Here is a 21,975-nt window from a genome sequence, read left to right as displayed (position 1 = left end):
GTGCTCCTTATCTGTATGCATTCATATCTTACAATTTGAAATCCTCCGTCCGCAGGGTCATCAGCTCCTGCTTGCCGGGACTTGTGCTTTCATACTGATTCAGCAGCCGTACCGCCTGCGAGCGCACCGCCTTCTCAATACTGTTGCGCACGTACCTTGCGTTGCTGAAGGCATGCAGACTTTCTGTTTTTTCAAGCAGTAAAGCCTGCTTAAGTTTGAGTATGGCCTGCGGCATCAGAATATAATCGCGTTCTTTGGCCATTAGCTCGGCAATCTGCAGCAGCTGGTCAATCGTATAGTCAGGAAATTCCACCTGAATCGGAAACCGTGAGGGCAGACCGGGGTTGCTCATCAGAAAATAGTCGATTTCTCCGGAATAACCGGCCAGAATCAGCACAAATTGGCTCCGGTGATCCTCCATGGATTTCACCAGTGTGTCGATGGCCTCCTTGCCGAAATCCTTATCTCCCCCACGGGCCAGACTATAGGCCTCATCGATAAAAAGAATGCCGCCCAACGCCTTTTTCACCAGATCCCGCGTCTTCTGTGCAGTATGCCCGATGTATTCGCCCACCAGATCGGCCCGTTCCACTTCAATGAGATGGCCTTTGCTGAGCACACCCATCCGCTGGAACAGCTTCGCAACAATACGTGCTACGGTTGTTTTGCCTGTGCCGGGATTTCCCTTGAAGACCATATGATAGGCCTGGCCCCCGCTGGCGAGTCCGGCTTCACTGCGCATCTGCGCTACCTGCAGCAGGGCATATATCTCAAAAACTAGCTCTTTGATATTATCCAGACCTACTAACGCGTCCAGTTCCCGGCTGAGTTCCTGGAACAGTCCGCTGTGACTGTGATTTTTGGAGGGGGCCGGTCCGCTGGCACTGTCTGCGGGTGAGCTGGCCACCGGCGCCGGATCCTGATTCCTCAGCACAATATTGATCTGCCGTGACGGTCTTCCTTCATCCCGTCCACTTGCCGCCGCTACATGTCCGTTCACCTTGTTCACCTCATTATACAGGGCTGACTTGCTCTAAACAGTCTATTCCGGTACAGGGGGTGTTATTAGCAGTTTCCGAAATTAGCAGATTTATAAAGATAACTGCTGCATTTTCCATTTGGTATAGGCCAGAATTTCGCGTGTCTTGTACTTGAACATCGACATGACCTCAGACTCCGTAACCCCAAGCTCCGGGTTCGTGAACTTAAGCTCACGTGCAATCTCCAGCGCACGGCGGCCATGGAAATCATGCGTAATGATAACCGCAGAAGACAAGCCCTCCTGCTGCATGACAGCCTTACTGAACAGAAGATTCTCATAGGTGCTGGTAGACTGATTCTCCAGATAGATCACATCCTCCGGAACACCATGTGCCGCCAGATACCTCTTCATTCCTTCGGCTTCAGTATACTTGTAATCGGGGTGATCCAGACCTCCGGAAACCACAAAATGGGTGAATACTCCTGAACGATAGAGCTCAAGCGCATAATCCAGCCGCTCCCTCAGACCCGGACTGGGTTCATCCCCCCACATCGACATGCCCAGAATTACACCTGCATCCGCTTTCACCATAGGCGCGGTTGTTTCTGCACTGTTAATTCTGTTAAATGCCACAGCGCACCAGATCAGTCCGGCAACGATAATCAGTATCAGTGCAGCCCACAATATGCGCTTCATACGGTAGTGGCGCTTCCGGGTGACTCTGCGAATGGGAGATGATCCTCTTTGATAGACATACCATTCCATTATTATTTCCTCCTGAACTCTCCGTGATGAAACAATTCGGCACGGTGCTTCAGTGAAAGGGAGAAATAAGGGAAGGCATGAGCATCGATACTGCGCAGTATCGTATTCGCTGTAGACCAGGCTAAATTATAGTCACTGTCTGTAATATCATCCCGTTCCAGCGCTTCCTCCAGCTCATCCTCATCCAGCAAGAACACTTCACCGTTCCACAGCACCACAACATCCAGGTACAAATCATCAAACCAGGGAACCCCTTGGTCTGTTACTCCCTGAACCTTGCAGGTGTCGATATACCATTGTACAATATTCTGCCGTTCGTCAAACATGGCCGTCACAATATAGTGGCTGTCTTTGGGAAAATACTGCAGCCATGAATACCCTTTGTCCGCAATGCGGTATGTATGCCTGCCATAGCTCTTCCACAGCGGCTCCTTCAACCCGTAAATGGTATACAGTGTAATGTAACCGCTGAATTCCCGGGTTTCCACATAGCGGCAGGCAAAATGGCGGCGCGTAATCCGGCGCCAGTTGGCCCGGTCTCCGAATTTACGTTTCATATGAATAACCCTCTCAGATAATGGTGCCTTCAGCTTAACACATTTCGCTTAGACACTCAAAATATCACTGTGATCCCAGTCACCAGAAAACCCCGGCAGCCGGGAATTCTGCAACATGCAGAGCTCCCCGGGCTGCCGGGGTCAAATGGTTCCATGAATTTTATTAAACTACTGCTATCTACTGCGTAGTATTAACACCTTCTACAAAACCGGCATTCGGATCGCTGCCCGGATCTGTAGCGGGATCCGTTACAGGTTCGCCAGTAGTCGCGGTTGCTTCCGGAGCCGGCGTAGGCAGCGGTGTGCTTTGCACTGGAGGCGGTGTTATTTCAGGCGGAGGTGTTACTGTTCCGCCGTTATTGCCGCTGCCTCCATTGCCATTGCCGTTGCCGTTACCGTTACCATTTCCGTTACCATTTCCGTTTCCGTTACCATTTCCGTTGTTGCCGGAGCCGTCATCACCCGGAATACCGCCGTTTCCGGGGTTGCCGCCGTTGCCAGTGTCATCCGTAGGCAGGTTCGGATCGAGTGTTGGTTCAGGTTCCGGCGTTTGCAGTTCATCCTGCACGGACACCGTTACGATATCCGAAGGCTCACTTTCCACATCAAGCTCCGGATAATAAGCTCTTACATAATATTCATAAGACAGTCCCGGCATCGCACTTATATCACCGACACTAGCAGTGCTCGTGTTAAGGAGCTGAGTAAAATCTGCTTCTGAGGTTTCCCGGCGGTATATGCGGTAGTCCACACCTGCAGCTTCAACCGGATTCCAGCTCAGGTTGACCGTCATGGTCGAGGCATCATAAGCCGCCTGCAGACCGGTTACAACCGGAGTCGCCTCAGGTGTCGGTGTAGCTTCAACCTCTGCCGAGCCTTTGGGAACCGGGAACGATTTGGCAGGAACGCCTTCCAGCGCTTCCTCCATGACCTTGCCCCAGAATGCTGCCGCGAGCGGACTGCTGTTCTTGAGCAGATGTTTCTTGCTCGGCTTGTCATAGCCCATCCAGACGGCTGCTGTCCATTCCGGTGTATAGCCGACGAACCAGACATCGCGGTTAGAGCTGATTCCTTCGTAGCCGCTCTGGGTGGTTCCTGTCTTACCGGCTACCGGACGGTTAATTCTCGCTTTTTTACCCGTGCCATCCTGTACGACCTTCTGCATCATCTCAGTCATCTGATAAGCCGTGTCCTCACTCATCACCCGTTCAGCGGTGGTATTGGCCTTGTAGACCGTCTTGTCATCGCTGTCGGCAATCGACTTAATGGAGTAGGCATCCCGCAGCTCTCCGCCATTGGCAAATGCGCTGTAGGCCTGGGCCATCTCCAGTGTATTGGTCCCTTCACTCATCCCGCCGAGGGCAAGCGACAGGTTCTTGTCTTCATCCTTCAGATTGATGCCAAGCTTCTTGGCGAACTGGAAGCCGGTGTTCACACCGATCTCATTCAGCAGCCATACCGCCGGAATATTCTCTGATTTCGTCAAGGCATCCGCCATGCTGATCGTTGTCGAATAGCCATGCAGATTGTTTGGGCAATATTTGCCGAAGCACTGCTTCTCATTGCTCAGTCTCGAATCATTCGTGAATTTGCCGGATTCCAGTGCTGGTGCGTACGCAACCAGCGGTTTGAACGCTGAACCCGGAGAACGCCGGCTGCCGTCAACGCGGCTGTAGCCTTTTTTCTCATAATTGCGACCGCCCATCAGCGCCACAATACTGCCGTTCTCCTGGTTGATGATCGTCATCGAACCCTGTACCAGCTCATCGTCCACGCTTTTCTCGAAATTATCACTGTCGGCAAAAGCATCCTCAATGGTCTCCTGGGCATGCTTATCCATCGTTGTATAAATCTTGTAACCGCCGATATTAAGATCATCTTCGGTAAGCCCGAATTTATCCTCAGCCTCGTCGATAGCATAATCAATGAATGCCTGGTAGCGCTGCTTGCTGCTCTCAGGAGGTGTATAGTTATAATCAACAGCCTTAGCTTCATCCATCTGTTCCTTCGTGATCGCCTTCTGATCATACATAAGCTGCAGCACAACCGCACGGCGTTCCTTGGACAGCTCCGGATTACGCAGCGGATTATAGCGGGAAGGCCCCTTCGGCATGGCAGCCAGAGTAGCGATTTGCCACAGCTCCAGCTTGTTCAAATTACTCTCACCGAAATAACGGATAGAGGCGGCCTTGATACCGTAAATGGTTCCCCCAAAAGGTATCCGGTTCAAATACATTGTGATAATTTCTTCTTTGGTATGCTTATTCTCCAGCGCAACAGCAATCGAAACCTCTGTCGCTTTGCGGAAGAAGGTCTTATCCCGGGTCAGGAAGATATTCTTCGCAAGCTGCTGGGTGATGGTGCTTCCGCCTTCAACCATGCTGCGTGCCGCAATATCCTTCACCGCCGCCCGTCCGATGGACCAGATATCTACACCTTTGTGATCGAAGAACCTTTTATCCTCGGTAGCTACAAAAGCGGTGATCAGCATCTTGGGAAGATCCTCGTATTCCACCGGATCACTTTTCTCCAGAGCGAGCTCTCCGATCAGATTCGCATTCCGGTCAAAAATCTGCGTAGGGGGATTCACCGTCAATTTACCCTGGTTCTCCTCCAGCAGCTTCTGCCCGTTCAGCATAATGAACAAATAGCCGCCCAGCGCACAAAAAATCGCCAGTGCCGTTGCAAAAAACAAACTCCACAATACACGTTTCTTGGTTAGAAATTTCTTCTTTTTCTTTGGTTTCCCTTTGGAATTCGGCGTACTGCTACCTCTGTTTCTATTGCCGCCATTCCTGGTTAGTTGGTCTCTGGACATGTTGCCTCCTGACTCCCTTAGCGGAAAAATCATGAATTATGGTCACGAATGAAAAGAACAACCTTCACAGGTTGCTCTCTCGCACTCTCTATTCAAACGATTGATAAACAAAAAGGTTTCGCTTCAAGGCTGTAAAATCTTAAATCTCGTTATTATTGTCCTGCATCAGCGATACGCTGCGCTGTGGTGTAAACGTGGAAATCGCATGCTTGTACACCATCTGCTGGCGCCCGTCGCTGTCGATGACAATCGTAAAGTTGTCGAAGGCTTTGATAATTCCCCGGATTTGGAAACCGTTAGTCAAATATACTGTAGCAGGGATATTCTCTTTGCGCAGCTGGTTCAAGAACGTATCTTGGATGTTAATGGACTTGTTCATATGACGTACCCCCAATGGTTCAATTAGATTGTTCGTAAGTATATTCAACACCTTAGAGAAACTTTCCTGCTATTATACCATGTATTCTGCAAGCACAGCAATGTAATAAAACAGGCTGAGATATGGTATGTAAAACGTTAACACATGGATGAAATCAGCTCATTTATAAAACCCTTTGAAAGTTAATAAAAGATAAACCCTGATTTTTCAGTTGTTTTTTCTCCCAATCCCCTTTAGTTGAAATGGTTATATTTATGGTTCCCTCCACTACATATTAAATCTTCGGAGCCCTTCCGGTCAATCTCAATAGCTCCAGTATCTGCTGCGGCCCCGCTTCAACAGTTTATCCGGCACAACAATATCCTCTGAATCAGCAGTGACGCGGGAAGCTTCCGCATAGTCACTCTGGGCAGCTGCTCTGATCGAGCTTTTAACATTTGGTCCCCCCGGTTATCAGTACATTCGGCAAAAAGAGGCATGAAGCGGGATGTAAAAAGATGCTTCGGTAAAGCGCGAATACGCTTTGGAAGCATCCTACAATGTTCGTGCAGCAACGAATGGATTTAATGGATATAACCTCAAGGGTTATATTGAATTTGCAAAGGTTTGCGCAATTTTATGCTGAATTATTGCGAAAATCTCATTATAGTCCGGACTCTCCTCCACGTCGATCCATTGAATTTCCTTCATGTGGCGAAACCAGGATAACTGTCTTTTGGCAAAACGGCGGGTATCGCGCTTCAGCAGGATCACAGCTTCCTCAAGCGTTGTCTCTCCCTCCAGATAGGCGGCAATCTCTTTGTAGCCCAGTCCCTGCATAGATACAAGGCTTCTGCTGTAGCCGCGCTCAAGCAGTCCCTGAACTTCAGCCACAAGTCCTTCCGCCAGCATCTGATCAATCCGTTCTTCAATACGTTTATATAGTATTTTACGGTCCATAGTCAGCCCTATTAGGCACAACTCATAAGGGGACTCCTTCTTTTGCCCTGAAAGAGAGTCGGAAAGCGGAATGTTAGTCTGATGATAGATTTCCAGCGCGCGGATAATTCTTCTCCGGTCATTGGGATGCAGCCGCTCCGCACTGGCCGGATCTACCGCCGCCAGCCGGGCATGCAGCGCTTCCGCCCCATGCTCTTCAGCGTAAGCATCCTGCTCGCTGCGGAAGGCCTCATCCGCCACCGCCTCGGAGAAGCGGAATCCGTAGCACAGGGACTCAATATACAGTCCCGTCCCGCCGACAATAAAAGGCAGCCTGCCCCTGCTGCTGATCTCTTCGATGAGCCGGGTACCCTGCTCCTGAAATTCTGCGGTGGAATAGGCATCAAGCGGATCATGAATATCAATCAGATGATGGGGAATCCCCTTCATCTCAGCTTCGGTGATCTTCGCCGTGCCGATATCCATACCACGGTAGACCTGCATGGAATCCCCTGATATGATCTCGGCACCGAAAGCCCCGGCCAGCTCCAGGCTCAGCCTGGTCTTCCCTACGGCGGTCGGACCGAGCAGCACGAGTACCTTGCGTTTAGTCTCTGTTGTCAATGGTGATCACCCCGTACGATGTTTTGGCGCTTGCTCTCAGCAGCTCCGTGAAGCCCAGGCGGGCAAACTCCCCGCTCAGCGCCTTCTCTTTCAGCACAACGGTCTTGCGAGCAACCCTGACCGCCTCAGCCACACTCTCCGCCGACAATGCGGCGGGATTAGCGAACTTACGCAGCGGGGAGATCGCCGCCGAATCCGTCAGCGGTACCCGGAACATGGGGTCGAAATAAACAATATCGACACTGTTGTCCGGCTGAGCCTTCAAATACTCCAGATGGTCACCCCGCTGGACATTGATGCGTCGCAGGGCTTCATTCACCTTAATCTGGCCTGAAACATATTGGCTCATCCCTTCCAGCAGCAGCGCATACAGCGGCAGGGAGCTCTCCAGTGCCGTAACCCGGGAATGCTCACCTCCGGTGACGGCAAACAGCAGCGAGTCTCCCCCGAGACCTGCCGTACAATCCAGCACACTGTCGCCGGGCAGCATGCCCGCTGCATCAATCAGGGGGTCTGATTCGCCTCTAATGATCCGTTTCGCACGGACAAACCCCATGCTGGGATGGAACTCCATAGGCGGCATCTCCGGCGTTATCAGCCGGACCGCCTCCTGCAGAACGACCAGGACCTGCTCGTCCCCATATTGATCCACAAGCTTCGCCATGGATAACTTGGCACGGGGCGCATAGAGACAGCCGGTGCGCTCAGCCAGAGTCCTGGCCCGGTCTACTATTTCCGGTATCGGGTTAAAGCCCGTGGTTATAATCATGTTGCCTCCGATCTTGCTCTCTTCAAATGTTCAATGCTGCCACTACATCACGCGCTTAAACAGCTTCTCCAGATCATAGGAAGAAAAGGAGACGACTATCGGCCGTCCATGCGGGCAGGTATAAGGCTGGCGGCAGGCCGCTAGCCGGGAGAGCAGCGATTCCACTTCCAGCTCTGTGAGCTTCTGGTTAGCCTTGATCGAGGCTTTGCAGGAGCAGAGAATAGAGGATTTCTCGCGCAGCTTGGCGAGGTCAATGGACCGTTCGCTTAGCACCCACTCCGCCATCTCCTCAATGACCGCCTTCTCGTCACCTTCCGGGAACCAGTACGGCAAGGAACGGACCAGGAAAGTCTGTCCGCCGAAATGCTCAAGAAATACTCCCGCCTGCTGGAACCAGTGCAGCCGTTCGCTGAGCTGTCTGCTCTCCGAAGGCGTGAATTCCAGCGTGATCGGCAGCAGCAGCTCCTGCGATGCGTCTTCCGGCTTGCCGAATTTCTCATAGTAGAATTCATAATTCACCCGTTCATGCGCAGCGTGCTGGTCAATCAGATACAGACCGCTGTCATTCTGGGCGATAATATACGTTCCGTGATGCTGGCCGATATAATTCAGCTCGGGAAATTGCGGGAGTCCTGTGTCTTCGCTTCCGGCAGGAGCAACCGCAGGGGCGTATAACTCCTCTGCGGTTGGCATTTGTCCCCGGTCAGCCGCAGCTGCCTGCGGGCGGTAGCCGTCGCGCGGACGGGATGACGGCTGTGCTGCGGTCCCGTTCCGGTAAGGTGCAGGCGGCATGGTACCGCCGCCGTAAGCTGCAGCCGTCTCCCTGGTCTGAGACTGCGGCGGCAGAGAATTGCCGCCGCTTGGATAACGCTGCGGAGCCCCGGCAGCGGCCCCACCGCCGAACAGCGGAGCACTGCTGCCGGTTAGCGTGGCTGCGCCGCCGGGAAACGGAGCAGCACTGTTCCCTCCCGGGCGCGGCTGGCTGCTGCCTCCCTGCAGAGCATCAGCAGGCATCCCTTGGCCGGGACCGCGGCCAGCGGAAGCATCTGCAGGGTTAGCTGGCTCAGCACCTTGCTGCGGAGCTCCCGGAACCGCCCCTTTGGAAAAGGCGAACTGCTCCTGAATGAAGGAGCTGCTATTCTTGCCCCCGATAATTTCCTTGGTTGGACGTGGTATCAGGCTCTGTCCCATGAGCAGGCTGCGGATCTGCTGCTCCACGAATGCATACAGCTCGGTCTCCTTGCTGAAACGGACCTCCAGCTTAGCCGGATGCACGTTGACATCGACCAGTGACGGATGCATGTCGAGCTGCAGCACCAGCAGCGGATAACGGTTAATCGGCAGCAGCGTATGATACGCACGCATGATCGCGGCATTCAGTCCGTTGCTGCGGATATAGCGTCCGCCGACAATCGTCGTTACGGCATTACGGTTCGAACGCGTCCATTCCGGACGGCTGATATAACCGGAGATCTTATAATCCGGGTCTTCAGCCGCGACCGGCAGCATCGCCTTGGCGGCGGAGGTGCCGTACACGGCGGCAATAACCTGCAGCAGATCGCCGTTGCCCAGCGTATGCAGCAGCTGATTGCTGTTATGCTGCAAGGTGAATGAGATATCCGGATGTGCCAGCGCCATGCGGTACATCGCATCCGAAATATGGCCCAGCTCCGTCTGGATGCTCTTCATATACTTCAGCCGTGCCGGGGTATTATAGAACAATTCCCGTACGGTGAGATCACTTCCCCGGCCGGAAGGCGCATCCTCACTCAGGATCAGCTTCCCGCCCTCAATCTCCAGCAGCCGTCCCTTCCCGTCATCACCGCTGGCAGTCAGCAGGGTTAGCTTCGATACCGCCGCGATACTCGGCAGTGCCTCCCCCCGGAACCCGAGGCTGGTGATCAGGAACAGATCACGGCCGTTGGCGATTTTGCTCGTTGCATGGCGGTAAAAGGCCGTCTCGCAATCCTCCGGCTCTATGCCGGAGCCATTATCCTTGACGCGGATGCTCTGCAGTCCGCCCTCTTCCACAGAGACTTCGATACGTGTGCTTCCCGCATCAATCGCGTTCTCCACAAGCTCTTTCACTACAGATGCAGGACGCTCCACTACCTCTCCGGCAGCAATCTGGTTGGCAATATGCTCGTCCAGCACATGAATCTTGGCCATATTCGTTCACCCCGCAATTTATAAATAATGTAGCTGCAAACTCATATTGATGTCTGAATAAGCCCGGTAAAATCTTAATTAGCCCACTCGCTTATATACTCTCAGGCTTATAGCTCCCTGGCCTTCATCTTCAGTTCATTAAGCAGACCCATCGCCTGCAGCGGTGTCATATTCATCAGATCCGCACCCTGTACAGCTGAGATCAGCTCTTTCAGGAGCGGATTTTCTTTGGCTGCCGGTGCTGCGACCCCGCCTTTGCGGTTCTTGCGGGGCTCGTCCTCACCAAATATAGAGAGCTGTACAACCTCATTGTCCTCTTCCTCCGCAGGGGAAGCAAGTGTAACAGCTGCTTCCTGCTGAGCCGCAGCCATGGAAACCACAGCCCGGTTCTCCTGAATCACAGGTCCGGAACGGTCATTATAGTCCGTACCGTAGTTCAGCGGCACGCTGCCCGGTGGAGATGCCTGTTCGATGCTCTGAAGCAGGCCGTACGCGCGGTCGATGATACCTTCCGGCAGTCCGGCCAGTCTCGCACAGTAAATCCCGTAGCTGCTGTCCGCCGCTCCCGGCACAAGCTTGCGCAGGAAGTTGACCTTGTCCCCGCTCTCCTGCACCGCCATGGAATAGTTGCGGAGTCCGCTCAGACTCTGCTCCAGATGAGCCAGCTCATGGAAATGCGTCGATACCAGCGCCTTGCAGGCGATAGTATCATGCACGTATTCAATCACCGCCTGGGCGATCGCCATACCTTCACTGGTCGAGGTCCCCCGGCCCAGCTCGTCAATGATGATCAGGCTGCGGGCCGTAGCCTTTTCGGTCATGACCTGGATATCGGCCATCTCCACCATGAAGGTACTCTGGCCGCCGATCAGGTCATCCGCTGCTCCGATCCGCGTGAAGATGCGGTCAATCAGCGGAACCTCAGCACTGGATGCCGGCACGAAGCAGCCGATCTGGGCCATGATGCAGATTAGCGCAACCTGGCGCATGTACGTGCTTTTGCCTGCCATATTCGGTCCGGTAATCAGCAGGATATTGCCCTCATCCTTGCTGAGCGTGCTGCCGTTCGCAATAAACGCGGAATCCTTCAGCACTGCCTCAACCACCGGATGGCGCCCGCCTTCGAGTCGCAGGTCATAGCTGTCGGACAGCTTAGGCTTCACGAAACGGTGCTCTGCACTAACCGCCGCGAGACATTGATACACATCAATCTCGGCTACCTTCTCAGCAAGCGCCTGCAGCCGGGGAACCTGGGCGCTAATCCGCTCGCGCAGCTCGGTAAACAGGCTGTACTCCAGGTCTGTCATTTTGTCCTGGGCCTCCAGGATCAGCGCTTCCTTCTCCTTCAGCTCCGGGGTAACATAACGCTCGGCATTGGCCAGCGTCTGTTTCCGTTCATATCTGCCTTCCGGAAGTGCAGACAGATTGGAGCGGGTAATTTCAATATAATAGCCGAAGATTTTGTTATAGCCGATCTTCAGGGATTTGATGCCCGTCGCCTGGCGTTCCTTCGCTTCCAGCTCGGCAATCCAGCGTTTGCCGCTGCTGCTGGCTTCACGCAGCTCGTCCAGCCGCTCATGATATCCGCCGCGGATAATTCCGCCGTCACGGACAGATACCGGAGCATCCTCAACAATGGCCCGTTCGATATCCTCGCGGAGCTCTGCGCACTCATCCATGGACGTGCCGATCTCCCGCAGGGTGGCCGAACCGGATGTCAGGCACATCTCCTTCAGCGCCGGAATCTGCGCCAGCGACAGCTTCAGGGCGTTCATATCCCGACCGTTGGCGCTGCCGAAGGCAATCCGTCCGACGAGCCGCTCCAGATCATAGATTTCTTTCAGTGCGCCGCGCAAATCCTCACGGACGATAAACTGGTTATACAAATAGTCGACAGCTTCGAGGCGGCGTTCAATCGGCGCACGCTGCAGAAGCGGCTTGTCGATCCGGCGGCGCAGCAGACGCCCGCCCATCGAGGTTTCGGTGCGGTCGAGTAGCCAGAGCAGCGAGCCTTTTTTGGAGCGCTCCCTTACGGTTTCGGTCAGCTCCAGATTGCGCCGGGTGAACGGATCAAGAATCATATAATTTCCGGGCTCGTAGGGGGAAATCTGGGTTAGCTGCCCAAGTGACCGGCGCTGGGTCTCGCTGAAATAAGAGATCAGCAGCGCCAGACAGCGGCCGCGTTCCTTCTCCAGCCGTACCCATGCCGCTTCGCCGAACTGGCGGCGGGCCAGTCCTTCCTCCTGCTTGTCCCACGGTGTATAAACTACTGGCTTAGCCAGCAGGGAGGCTTCACTGCGCAGCTGCTCTAGGAGCGCCTCGTCCCCGATAATCTCTGCCGGCTCATAGATGCCGATCTCATCCCGCAGCCATTCGGTGCTGGAGAGTACAGAGGTGACATACAGCTCACCTGTTGTTAAATCGCAGGCAGCCAGTGCCGTCATGCCATCTTCCTCAGTCACACAGACGAGGTAATTGTTGCTTTTGTCCGTTATAATTTTGCCGTCCATCACGGTGCCCGGTGTAACTACGCGGACGATATCGCGGCGGACCATCCCTTTGGTCACCGCAGGATCATCGAGCTGCTCGCAGATAGCGACCTTGTAGCCTTTCTCGATCAGGCGCTGTATGTACCCCTCGGCAGCATGATGCGGGACTCCGCACATTGGAATCTTTTCGCCGACCCCGCCATCACGGCCTGTTAGTGTAATCTCAAGCTCCTTCGAGGCAAGCAAGGCATCCTCAAAGAACATTTCATAGAAATCGCCCAGACGAAAGAAAAGGAAAGCGTCTTTTGCCCCTTCCTTCACTTTTAAATACTGCTGAATCATCGGCGTATAGTTTGCCATCGTCTACCTCCATGCCTACTTCATACTGTTCTCTATTATAGCAGAAACTTCCCTCTCAAAGTTACCCGCTGCCTCTTCCGGTCTCCTGCTAAAACCTGGTGTGCAGATTTTCCGGCGGCTGGCAGCAGCTTTTCTCGCTGTAATACAGCGTTTTTCCTTTGGCGTTAAGCCAATTGGAACGAATTTATATTTTCAAGCCATAATATTCTATAATATGATCTATGAAAACGATTGTACATTCTATCTTATGTAAGGAGGAAAAATCGTGATATGCAAGCTTAATGAGGCTGACCGCTTCCCGCTGATGACAATGCTGCACAAAGACCCTATACTTCATATGTTTATTGTCGGGATGTGGAGAATTGCGGGTTCGAACGGGATTTCATGGAGCTGTGGGGGGGAGATGGATGAACCGGCCCGGACGGATCAAAGCGGTAATGCTGCCGTTCTATGGAAGCTTTTTTCCGTATGCGGAGGTTCTTTTGACGTGGAAGGGTTCGCGGAGCTGGTGAGAAAGAGCGGGAAGTCCGAAATGCTCTCGGGTTCATCACACGTACTGCGGGAGTTCGGCCAAGTGCAGGACCGCCAAAGTTTAGCCACAGAGGTGGTTGCCCGCTTATGCGCTGATGTGCTGATGTGCTGGAAGAGGGCAAGACGGATAAATCTGCAAAAAGCTGGGGTTCACCGATATCGCACCTGGTCCGTGCTGTACAAATAGGAAACCGGAGCCCACTCTTTGAGAAGGGTAGTCCTTCCTGTTTAAGAGGCCGCTATAAAGCGGAATGATAGTGGAGTTTATAAAGCTGTGATCCGGTGAACCCCCAAAATCCTGTACATTATACAACATTTCGCTCATCATTGCGGTCTCAATCCAAAATTGTTGTAGAAAAGGCAGTATTTCGCCTTCTCCTTACAGCCTAGAGGGATGAATTCCTGTATTTCATACAACATTCCTTCCGCACAGACAGCTATTTGGGAATCAACGTTGCATAATGTACAACATTTTAAGTCTGACAGTGCTAACTAAATAAGTCTCTAAGCTACCAGCATCGATTCAGTTGGGGATGTGACGTATTCTGCTGGGCCCGCAGCGATTGTCCGGTAGTTGAATAGACCGCTTCTCGCTAAAAGAAAACAGACAGCCGCCGTTATACAGACAGCTTCTATTGAAAAGTATCTTCCGGCCCGGCCGGGCGCGCCCCGGAGACTGACGGGGCGCTGCCGCACCACAAGCCGCGGATATCACGCGACTCATCCCAGGTCTGCTGCGCGGCTATAGAGCGCAGCAGCGGCTCTATGTAGCTGGCGGCGGCTGCGTAGCCGTCCAGCGCGCGAAGCTGCGCCTCCAGGGGAGGCCAGGCTTCGCGGAGCGGTTGCTTGTCGCCGCTGTAGAAGGCGGCATGCAGCTTCTCCCGGTCGAGCGGACGCAGCGGCAGCTCTTCATAATGGCTCACGATCAGGTGAGCCAGGCAGACCGCGCCTTTGGCGATGACCGGGGACACCAGGAAGCTCGGCAGTGTCCGGTATTCGAAGCCGCCATGCGGCTGACGCCGGAAATCGCCGAGCACGCCATAGCGGGGACGCCGGGCCGCAGCCCGGACGTCCTCGAGCAGCAGCATGGGCAGCGCGAGATAGTTGTCGAGCGCACGCAGCAGCGGCGCGCACAGCGTCACGCCGCTGAAGTGCAGGTGGCCGCCTAGGGCCCAGCCCCGCAGCGGCATGCCTCCCGCCCGCCAGCGGAGCGAGCGGTCGGCGATGAGCCGGTCCGCCTCGCGCGCGGCGGACATCAGCTGCGCCAGCAGCGCGCGCGGTTCCCCGCGCGGCGCAGGGCGCAGCTCCGCCACCGGGAACACGCCGCGCGTTCCCGGGGGTCCGGCGTCGCAGCCCGCGGCGCCGTCCATGGGCAGGTACCGCGACGCCGGCACGACGCGGCCCGTGGACTCCCGGAGCAGCAGGAACTCCGGGTCCATACCCATAAGCAGCCCGGCACGGCCTGGCTGCTCAAGGGCAAGGGAACGGGCCAGCTCCCGCGAGGCTGCACGGTACGGCTCAGGCAGCGGCTTGCCGGGAACCGGCATCAACGGATAAATGCCCGTCACCACATAACGCCGCCCGCCCATGGCCCGCAGCTCCACCTCGCCGCTGTCCAGCCCCAGGCTGTAAAGCGCCCGGACCGCCGTTACACGGACTGCTCCAGCCACCCCGCGCATCTCACTTACGCCACCCGCTCCGCCATAACTGTTCCCGCTATCACTTCCGGCACCCGCTCCACCATAACCGCGCTCACCATACTCAGCAGCGCCTGCTACACCAGTACCATTCCCGCCATCCCTGCCGCCACCTGCTCCTGCTCCACCATCCCCATATCCGCCACCGCCTGCTCCACCATCTCTGTTCCCGCTCGCGCCAGCACCCGCTCCACCATCTCTGTTCCCGCTCGCGCCAGCACCCGCTCCGCCATACCCGCCCTCTCCTCTCACCGGCCCCAAAAAAGCAGCATTCATAGCCGCCCCTGCACCCAGAGGCTGGCACTCCAGCACAGCCAGATTGAAAATAACCACCCGGTAGTGCTGCCTGTAACTTGCGGGGTCTTGTCCATGGGAATATGTATGACTCTCTCTTGCATCCTTCCGCCGTGCTGGTCTGCCGATAGCCCCGGGGTCCGCTTCAATCCCGCAGCGCCGGAGTCTGCGCATAATCTGCTCCGGTGCCAGCTGAAGGGATAAGTTAAGCCCTTCGTTCATCCTTATGCCACCGCCCATCCGAAATTCTTCATGCCGCGCCTACAGCTGCATCATCCTTCATAACCGGATAGCCCGCCCTTCTGCAGTACGCAGACGAAGCTTTTGGTGCTGAAACCTAACCCCAAAATATTTTAAAAAAAAGAGGGCATTCGCCCTCTACGCCGCTGCCCTCTCATCATATAATGGATCATAACACAATACAGTAACAGAAAGGCAGCGGCGTATTCCTTCCTTACAGCTCATCATCCAGGGCGTCAGGGTCCAGATCATCGTAATCAAAACTCTCGCCGTCAAAATCATAATCCTTGTCTTCCAGATCATCACTCTGATCGCTGACATACACGCGGACCTTGGTCTCAGCCACCAGCTCCGCCTCGAACTCCCGTTCCACCCGGAGCGTCACACTACCGCCGCCCGGCGATACCCCGGCTTCCACACAATTGGGTTCCTGCGTTGCCTCCGCAGAGACCTGTGCCGTGGAAGCACGGTGTCTCGGGTCCAGATACGACAATGGAATAAGCTCCACATAGGAGACCGTTTCCTTGGCAACCTCGGTCTGCTTGTTTTTGTCGTACGAGTACCAGATGTTCACATCATAAGTACCGATTACTTCGATTCCGTTCCCGGCGGCAACCGCTTCGTACTGGTGGTTGATAATCCAAGCCCCCAGAATACTAGTCGGATGATGTGGCGGAGTCACGGTATGGGTTGCGGTAGAGAACTTACGACCTTTGCCGCAAATTGCCTTCGTAATGATCTCCCTTGTTTGACGTTTATGGCTTAATGACATCTTTGAACCTCCTCCATACAATCATTCACTATCAAGTGTATGCACGTTCTGGGCATTTGTTGATTGTTAGAGTAGAAATAAATTTGGGTAAGCCCTCATGAGAGTCTAATTAAGCCTCCTGCTTCATTTTATTGCTGAAATTAGCCAGTTATGAGTCCCGCTTCCGAAAAAAACAAAAGGCAGCCCTTCCCCAAAATAATGGGACCCGCTACCTTTTTTTCGTTTTACGATATTGCACCCTGTGCTTATTGCGGAATTACACGCACAATCCCCAATTGCCTGTGACGGCTCAGATCAATGAAATCGTCATCGATATTCACCAGGGGACGCAGCGGATCATGGGCAAGAATCATGATGATTTTGCCGATTCGTCCGTCTGTGAGCAGTACCTCATTGCCGATCATCGATTGCATCAGCTTGTTGATGAACACACTGCAGATATAAGGGTCCAGCTTGCCGTAGACATTATCGTCCATCTGCCTGAGCACCTCATACAAAGGGGCGGCCGTGCGGTAGAAGCGGTCTGAGGTCATCGCATGAAAAATATCCGCCACAGCGACAATTTTGCTGAAATCGGTAATCCGGTGCCCCAGCACCCCGAAGGGGTAACCGCTGCCGTCCATCCGTTCATGATGCTGCAGCGCAACAAGCGCCTGCATGTGAGTGGTGCCCACGGTATCCCGGATCATTTCATATCCAAAGGTGGTATGCTTCTTCATCAGCGCATATTCTTCCTCACTCAGCGGACCGGGTTTGGCGAGAATTTCAGCCGGAATCATAATTTTGCCGATATCATGAAGAGTCGCTGCGATGGTCAGCATGCTTAGCTCGTCCGGCTTCAGCTTCAGCCATTTGCCTAGCAGCGTGGAGATAATACCAACCGCAACATTATGCCTGTATGTATAATCATCCTTGGACTGCAGTGCAGCCAATATTCCGTAGAAATCGTTCTTCTCACTTACCTGCTGGATAAAAGGAATGACTTCATTTCTGAGCTCTATCATCGGCAGCCTTTTGGTCTTGGTATAGCGGAGCTGGTCAAAAATGCTCTCCATCGCTGCTGTGCAGTCATCCACGGCCAGCTGATAGAATGCCGCATTGTCCAGCTGAAGCACATCATGCGGCTCCAGGAGGATCTTGTGCTGGGAGATCAGCCGGATATGTTCCCCGCTTAATAAGGTCATCGCCGGCAGAACAAACACACCGCTATGATTAAAAAGGTTGGCTGCAAGCTGTTTGCCGATATATTGTTCATTGCTGTTGTTCATGTTCCTCACCTGCCAGTGCAGCCGTCCACCGGAGTGAACCGCTGCTGTAATTGGAAGCATCGCGGCCTCATCTACAATCTTATCCTGAAATGTGTTTCTCTGTCCCGAACAGAAAATGAACATAACTATAGAGATAAGCTCACTTTAAGTGCTTATATATCTTATCGTTAATTCACACCGTAATGTTAATACCTGAGACATATTTACCTTCCTGCTCAAGCATTTCCCTTTGCGGGCAGCTTGTCCTTCACCGGCCTTGGATCGACCGGACTTTTATAGCGTTTGGCAATTTTAAGATAGAGCGCAAGCTCCCGGCATAACTGCAGAATAGCGGAGCGGATCTCGAATACCTCACGGGAATCCGGGAGCTCCATCTGCTGAAACTCCTGCTGCAGATCATCCAGCAGCTTCTCGGTCCGGCCCGTATATTCCTCAGCCAGCACATCGCCGCTGAGCTGATCGAACAGCTCCGCAACCATATCACCATGCGGCAGCTGGAGGTATACCTGAGAGAGAAGCTGCATCATATTCTGGATTGACTCCAGCTGCTCTTTGCGCATGTAGAAGTACACATTCCAGGCTTCATCCGGATGGATCACATGATTCTCCATCTCTCTTGAAGCTGCGGTCAGACCCTTCTGCACCGCTTCACCGGCTCCGATCAGTTCCTTTCCGTCCCATACATAAGCGGGATCACGCAGGGTTCTGGCAATCTGCCGGAAGATAACCGAGAAATAGCCGTCCACCTCTTTGCGGATACCGGCAATCATGCCTCCCGTCTGCGGCATATAGATGAAGTTGACGAGTCCGGCCGAACCCAGACCGATAATCAGCAGCTCAATCTGCTGCAGCAGGATGTGAACGGTAATGTCAGCTTGTCCAAAAACACGGAACACAATAACGGAGCTGGTGACAATCCCCTCTTTGAAGCCGGATTTGACGATAAGCGGGAAGCCGAACAGTACATAAAGTCCAAGAACCCAATAATGAAAGCCCAGGGTGAAAAAGAGAATACAGCCCAAAAAGAGTCCCACCAGCGAGGCGAAGAAGCGTGCCGTGATCGTGCGGAGACTCCTTTTGCGCGTTGTTTCCACCCCGAGAATGGCCAGCAGTCCCGCGCTTTGCGCATTGGGAATACCTGCGGCGGCGGCCAGCAGAATGGACAGCAGAGTTGCAGCCGCCGTTTTGATAATACGAAATCCCATGTTAATACCTCTCCTACAAAGTTCAGCTTCAATATTCAGGTAAAGATATAGTCATGGTACAAGATTTTGCCGGGAGACACAATATTACATTATTCTACCTCCGCGACAATAACAGCTTCTCCACATATACAACAAGCTGATACATGGCTGTAGCCACCGCGGCGATGATAAGCAGACTGGACATGACGAGCGTGAAATTGAATACCTGAAAGCCATAGATAATCAGATAACCCAGCCCCGATTTGGCCACCAGAAATTCCCCTACAATGACTCCGACCCATGACATCCCGACATTCACCTTCAGCGTGGAGACCACCGTAGGGAAGGACGCCGGAAGAATCACCTTGTTAAATTCCTGTACTCTGGAAGCGCCGAATGAACGGACAACCTTAACCAGATTCGGGTCCACACTGCAAAAGCTGTTGTACACCACCAGAGTGGTTATAATCACCGTAATGGATAACGTGGTGACCACAATCGCGGTGAACCCTGCGCCGAACATAACAATGAAGATCGGACCCAGCGCCACCTTCGGCATACTGTTGAAGACGACCATATAAGGATCAAGTACGGCAGACAGAAAAGGCGACCACCAGATGATCACAGCCAGCAGCGTCCCAAGCAGGGTTCCGAGAATAAAGCCGACTACTGTCTCTCCTACAGTCATCCCCAGATGCGGCCAAAGACTGCCGCTGACCATGTCATCCCAAATTTGCCGGAACACTTTCGTCGGGTAGCTGAAGAGCAGTTCATCAATCCAGCCCAGCCTGGCCCCCGCTTCCCAGAGCACAAAGAACAGGATCAGGATACTGCTTCTTACGATCAGAACCTGAGTCTTGCGGCGCAGCTTCTTCTTCCTGTAGTCCGCATGCTTTTGTTCCAGCCAAAGTGCACGGGAGGCCGCCACTTCTGCGGGCAATTCCGTCTTCACACGCCTTCCCTCCCTGCCAGCTCCATTTCCTTCCACACTTCATGAAAAAGCTCCGCGAATCCGGGCAAGTCCCGCGCATACAGAGGCGGGGTACTGCGGATGGCTTCCGGAACCTGAAAAATCCTGCGGATCCTTCCCGGATTCCGCTGGAGCAGAATGACCCTGCTGCTGACGGCGATTGCCTCAGACAGGTCGTGAGTAACCAGAATAGCCGTTGTTCCCCGGCGCATCAGCGTCTCCGAGACCAGATCCTCCAGCTGTAGCTTAATCTGGTAATCCAGCGCGGAGAACGGTTCATCCAGCAGCAGCAGGCCGGGATCTGTCGCCAGCGTCCGCACCAGAGCGACGCGCTGGCGCATTCCGCCCGAGAGCTGAGCCGGAAAGGCAAGCTCCTTGCCCGCAAGCCCCATATCGGCCAGCAGCTGCAGGGTTTTGCTGCGCGACTCTTCATCCAGCCTTCCGGTCAGCTCCAGGCCAAGCAGTGCATTATCCTGAATGCTTCTCCAGGGGAACAGGTAATCCTGCTGCAGCATATAGCCTACTTCAGGAGACGGCCCAGCCGCAGAGCGTCCGCTGAGCAGAACTTCGCCCCGCGAGGGCCGCAGCAGCCCGGCAATGATCGACAGCAGCGTCGTCTTGCCGCAGCCGCTGGGCCCGACGAGGCTGACGAACTCACCCTGGCCCACGCTGAGATTGAAATCCTCGATCGCAAGCGAAGCCTCGCGGTCTCCCAGATAGGCGTGCGTGATTTCCTTCAACTCCACTACTGGAAGCATATCAGCCCTCCTAAAAGTTTGTGAGCATTACTTCTCACGATTCTGCATCGAACAAACTAGCTTCGTAAGCATCAACTTAGTTTTGCGGAAAAATCACATCTTCGATTCTTCTGTGCAGCAAAACTCGCTTCGGAAGCATCAACTTAGTTTGTGAGCATTACTTCACACGATTTTGCTTCGAACAAACTAGCTCCGGAAGCATCACAACCCTACTTAATGCTGCTCTCCGCTTTTTCAGCAAAAGTGTTATCAACAATCTTACCCGAAGGGACACGTTCCTTCAGCTCACCGGCGTTGTCGATCACATCAAGCAGATTGTTCCATTCTTTATCATCAATAACCGGGTTTACCGCATAAGTGTCCTGTTCTTTATAGCGGCTGATGGCGGAGACGACAATATTACGGTCCGTTTTATCAAAATAAGGCATAACCGCATCAGCGATTTCTTCCGCGCTATGATCCTTCACCCACAATTGTGCACGCTGGATGGCATTGGTGAATTTCTGCACTGTGTCTTTGTTTTTGCTGATGTAGCTCTCCTTGCACATGAACACGGTATACGGGAGATAACCGCTCTCTACGCCAAATGAAGCGACAACCTGGCCCCTTCCTTCACTCTCGAAGATCGATGCCTGCGGTTCAAACAGCTGTACATAATCCCCTGTCCCGGAAGCAAAAGCACCGGCAATATTGGCAAAGTCAATATTCTGAATCAGCGTCAAGTCCTTAGCAGTGTCAATCCCCTTGTTCAGCAGAGTAAATGCGCCGGCCATTTGCGGCATGCCGCCTTGCCTTTGGCCCAGGAAAGTTGACCCTTTGACTTTGTCCCATGTGAAAGTACTGTCCGGTGTACGTGCAAATAAGAATGTTCCATCCCGCTGCGTGAGCTGGGCAAAATTAATCACAGGGTCATCCGCCCCCTGCTGATATACATAAATCGAAGTTTCCGAACCGACAAGCGCTACATCTATAGCTCCGGAGAGCAGTGCCGTCATCGTTTTATCCCCGCCCGGTATGGTCTGCAGCTCCACATCCAGCCCTTCATCCTTGAAGAAATTCTGGGACAACGCCACATACTCCGGCGCATAGAACACGGAGCGGGTAACCTCACCGATCTTCACCTTCACTACAGCCGAATCACCGCCACACCCGGCGAGTACTGTGAAACACGTGACAATCATCATGAGCGACAATGACAGTTTTTTCTTGAGATTCATCTTCATTCTCCTTTCTTCCCGGGTCTTTCGCCCTTGCTCTATGCATATGCGGTTGCCCGCCGAAAGGTTAAAGACCTGTATTGCTATCGTTTGCACAAAAAATCCGCGTTATCTAAAGCGATTTGAATATTTTTTCGGCAGTTTTTTCGGATAAGGATTAATCCAATGCTCATATCAGACAATAAAACAGACTAAATCAAAGAATTTAAGCGAT

17 protein-coding genes are annotated in these 21,975 nt (G+C 53.6%); 1 reads left to right on the top strand and 16 read right to left on the bottom strand.

All coding sequences use genetic code 11. The features are described 5' to 3' along the window. Positions 1-28: 28 nt before the first annotated feature. From NSU14_RS12205 to mutS, 9 genes are all read right to left on the bottom strand, one after another. Positions 29-1,000, bottom strand: coding sequence for an AAA family ATPase (locus tag NSU14_RS12205; RefSeq protein ID WP_042137900.1), 972 nt, complete (start codon positions 998-1,000; stop codon positions 29-31). A gap of 90 nt (positions 1,001-1,090) precedes the next feature. Further along, positions 1,091-1,747 (bottom strand): YdcF family protein, encoded by a 657-nt coding sequence (locus NSU14_RS12200; RefSeq protein WP_042137901.1) that lies wholly within the window; start codon positions 1,745-1,747, stop codon positions 1,091-1,093. Between the two features lie 2 nt (positions 1,748-1,749). Next, complete coding sequence (locus NSU14_RS12195; protein ID WP_039299253.1) at positions 1,750-2,304, bottom strand: DUF402 domain-containing protein; 555 nt, start codon at positions 2,302-2,304, stop codon at positions 1,750-1,752. Positions 2,305-2,482: 178 nt separating this feature from the next. Then, on the bottom strand, positions 2,483-5,122 hold the full coding sequence (locus tag NSU14_RS12190; protein WP_340945006.1) for a PBP1A family penicillin-binding protein: 2,640 nt from the start codon (positions 5,120-5,122) through the stop codon (positions 2,483-2,485). A gap of 139 nt (positions 5,123-5,261) precedes the next feature. After that, positions 5,262-5,501, bottom strand: coding sequence for an RNA chaperone Hfq (hfq, locus tag NSU14_RS12185; protein WP_039299258.1), 240 nt, complete (start codon positions 5,499-5,501; stop codon positions 5,262-5,264). A gap of 585 nt (positions 5,502-6,086) precedes the next feature. Continuing rightward, complete coding sequence (gene miaA, locus NSU14_RS12180; protein ID WP_042137906.1) at positions 6,087-7,043, bottom strand: tRNA (adenosine(37)-N6)-dimethylallyltransferase MiaA; 957 nt, start codon at positions 7,041-7,043, stop codon at positions 6,087-6,089. Continuing rightward, entirely contained in the window at positions 7,027-7,812 is a 786-nt protein-coding gene (locus NSU14_RS12175) for a class I SAM-dependent methyltransferase (RefSeq protein ID WP_042137908.1), read from the bottom strand. The genes miaA and NSU14_RS12175 overlap by 17 nt, the downstream gene beginning before the upstream one ends. Positions 7,813-7,854: 42 nt before the next feature. Then, positions 7,855-9,981 carry a DNA mismatch repair endonuclease MutL gene (gene mutL, locus NSU14_RS12170; protein WP_340944998.1) on the bottom strand — a complete coding sequence of 709 codons (2,127 nt, stop codon included), beginning with the start codon at positions 9,979-9,981 and terminating at the stop codon, positions 7,855-7,857. Between the two features lie 107 nt (positions 9,982-10,088). Continuing rightward, a complete protein-coding gene (mutS, locus tag NSU14_RS12165) occupies positions 10,089-12,830 on the bottom strand; it encodes a DNA mismatch repair protein MutS (RefSeq protein WP_042137914.1) in 2,742 nt (913 codons plus the stop codon). Between the two features lie 265 nt (positions 12,831-13,095). On the opposite strand from mutS, the gene NSU14_RS12160 reads away from it, so the two are divergent. Then, positions 13,096-13,548: a hypothetical protein gene (locus NSU14_RS12160; protein ID WP_340944995.1), complete on the top strand. Its 453-nt coding sequence runs from the start codon at positions 13,096-13,098 to the stop codon at positions 13,546-13,548. A gap of 445 nt (positions 13,549-13,993) precedes the next feature. Here NSU14_RS12160 and NSU14_RS12155 read toward each other — a convergent pair whose 3' ends face one another. From NSU14_RS12155 to NSU14_RS12125, 7 genes are all read right to left on the bottom strand, one after another. Next, a complete protein-coding gene (locus NSU14_RS12155; RefSeq protein WP_340944993.1) occupies positions 13,994-15,574 on the bottom strand; it encodes a putative amidoligase domain-containing protein in 1,581 nt (526 codons plus the stop codon). Between the two features lie 232 nt (positions 15,575-15,806). Beyond that, complete coding sequence (locus NSU14_RS12150) at positions 15,807-16,364, bottom strand: outer spore coat protein CotE (protein WP_039310097.1); 558 nt, start codon at positions 16,362-16,364, stop codon at positions 15,807-15,809. A gap of 245 nt (positions 16,365-16,609) precedes the next feature. Further along, positions 16,610-17,692: an HD-GYP domain-containing protein gene (locus NSU14_RS12145; protein WP_231575150.1), complete on the bottom strand. Its 1,083-nt coding sequence runs from the start codon at positions 17,690-17,692 to the stop codon at positions 16,610-16,612. Between the two features lie 155 nt (positions 17,693-17,847). Then, a complete protein-coding gene (locus tag NSU14_RS12140; RefSeq protein WP_340944988.1) occupies positions 17,848-18,837 on the bottom strand; it encodes an aromatic acid exporter family protein in 990 nt (329 codons plus the stop codon). Between the two features lie 94 nt (positions 18,838-18,931). Continuing rightward, positions 18,932-19,684, bottom strand: coding sequence for an ABC transporter permease (locus NSU14_RS12135; RefSeq protein WP_373604804.1), 753 nt, complete (start codon positions 19,682-19,684; stop codon positions 18,932-18,934). Between the two features lie 80 nt (positions 19,685-19,764). Beyond that, the gene (locus tag NSU14_RS12130; RefSeq protein ID WP_039310093.1) at positions 19,765-20,544 is read right to left on the bottom strand and encodes an ABC transporter ATP-binding protein; all 780 of its coding nucleotides are present in this window, start codon (positions 20,542-20,544) and stop codon (positions 19,765-19,767) included. Positions 20,545-20,753: 209 nt separating this feature from the next. After that, a complete protein-coding gene (locus NSU14_RS12125) occupies positions 20,754-21,728 on the bottom strand; it encodes an ABC transporter substrate-binding protein (RefSeq protein ID WP_340944985.1) in 975 nt (324 codons plus the stop codon). Between the last annotated feature and the right edge of the window lie 247 nt (positions 21,729-21,975).

It is taken from the genome of Paenibacillus sp. FSL R10-2771 (genome assembly GCF_038000205.1).
GTDB lineage: Bacteria > Bacillota > Bacilli > Paenibacillales > Paenibacillaceae > Paenibacillus_AQ > Paenibacillus_AQ phytohabitans.
This window is presented reverse-complemented; position numbering and strand designations above follow the sequence as displayed.

What these genes read in the sequence shown, in the direction of transcription:
- hfq (WP_039299258.1), bottom strand. Translation starts at nt 5,501, where the DNA reads ATGAACAAGTCCATTAACATCCAAGATACGTTCTTGAACCAGCTGCGC.
- NSU14_RS12190 (WP_340945006.1), bottom strand. Translation starts at nt 5,122, where the DNA reads ATGTCCAGAGACCAACTAACCAGGAATGGCGGCAATAGAAACAGAGGT.
- NSU14_RS12195 (WP_039299253.1), bottom strand. Translation starts at nt 2,304, where the DNA reads ATGAAACGTAAATTCGGAGACCGGGCCAACTGGCGCCGGATTACGCGC.
- mutS (WP_042137914.1), bottom strand. Translation starts at nt 12,830, where the DNA reads ATGGCAAACTATACGCCGATGATTCAGCAGTATTTAAAAGTGAAGGAA.
- NSU14_RS12150 (WP_039310097.1), bottom strand. Translation starts at nt 16,364, where the DNA reads ATGTCATTAAGCCATAAACGTCAAACAAGGGAGATCATTACGAAGGCA.
- NSU14_RS12125 (WP_340944985.1), bottom strand. Translation starts at nt 21,728, where the DNA reads ATGATGATTGTCACGTGTTTCACAGTACTCGCCGGGTGTGGCGGTGAT.
- NSU14_RS12175 (WP_042137908.1), bottom strand. Translation starts at nt 7,812, where the DNA reads ATGATTATAACCACGGGCTTTAACCCGATACCGGAAATAGTAGACCGG.
- NSU14_RS12200 (WP_042137901.1), bottom strand. Translation starts at nt 1,747, where the DNA reads ATGGAATGGTATGTCTATCAAAGAGGATCATCTCCCATTCGCAGAGTC.
- NSU14_RS12145 (WP_231575150.1), bottom strand. Translation starts at nt 17,692, where the DNA reads ATGCTTCCAATTACAGCAGCGGTTCACTCCGGTGGACGGCTGCACTGG.
- NSU14_RS12155 (WP_340944993.1), bottom strand. Translation starts at nt 15,574, where the DNA reads ATGAACGAAGGGCTTAACTTATCCCTTCAGCTGGCACCGGAGCAGATT.
- NSU14_RS12140 (WP_340944988.1), bottom strand. Translation starts at nt 18,837, where the DNA reads ATGGGATTTCGTATTATCAAAACGGCGGCTGCAACTCTGCTGTCCATT.
- mutL (WP_340944998.1), bottom strand. Translation starts at nt 9,981, where the DNA reads ATGGCCAAGATTCATGTGCTGGACGAGCATATTGCCAACCAGATTGCT.
- NSU14_RS12130 (WP_039310093.1), bottom strand. Translation starts at nt 20,544, where the DNA reads ATGCTTCCAGTAGTGGAGTTGAAGGAAATCACGCACGCCTATCTGGGA.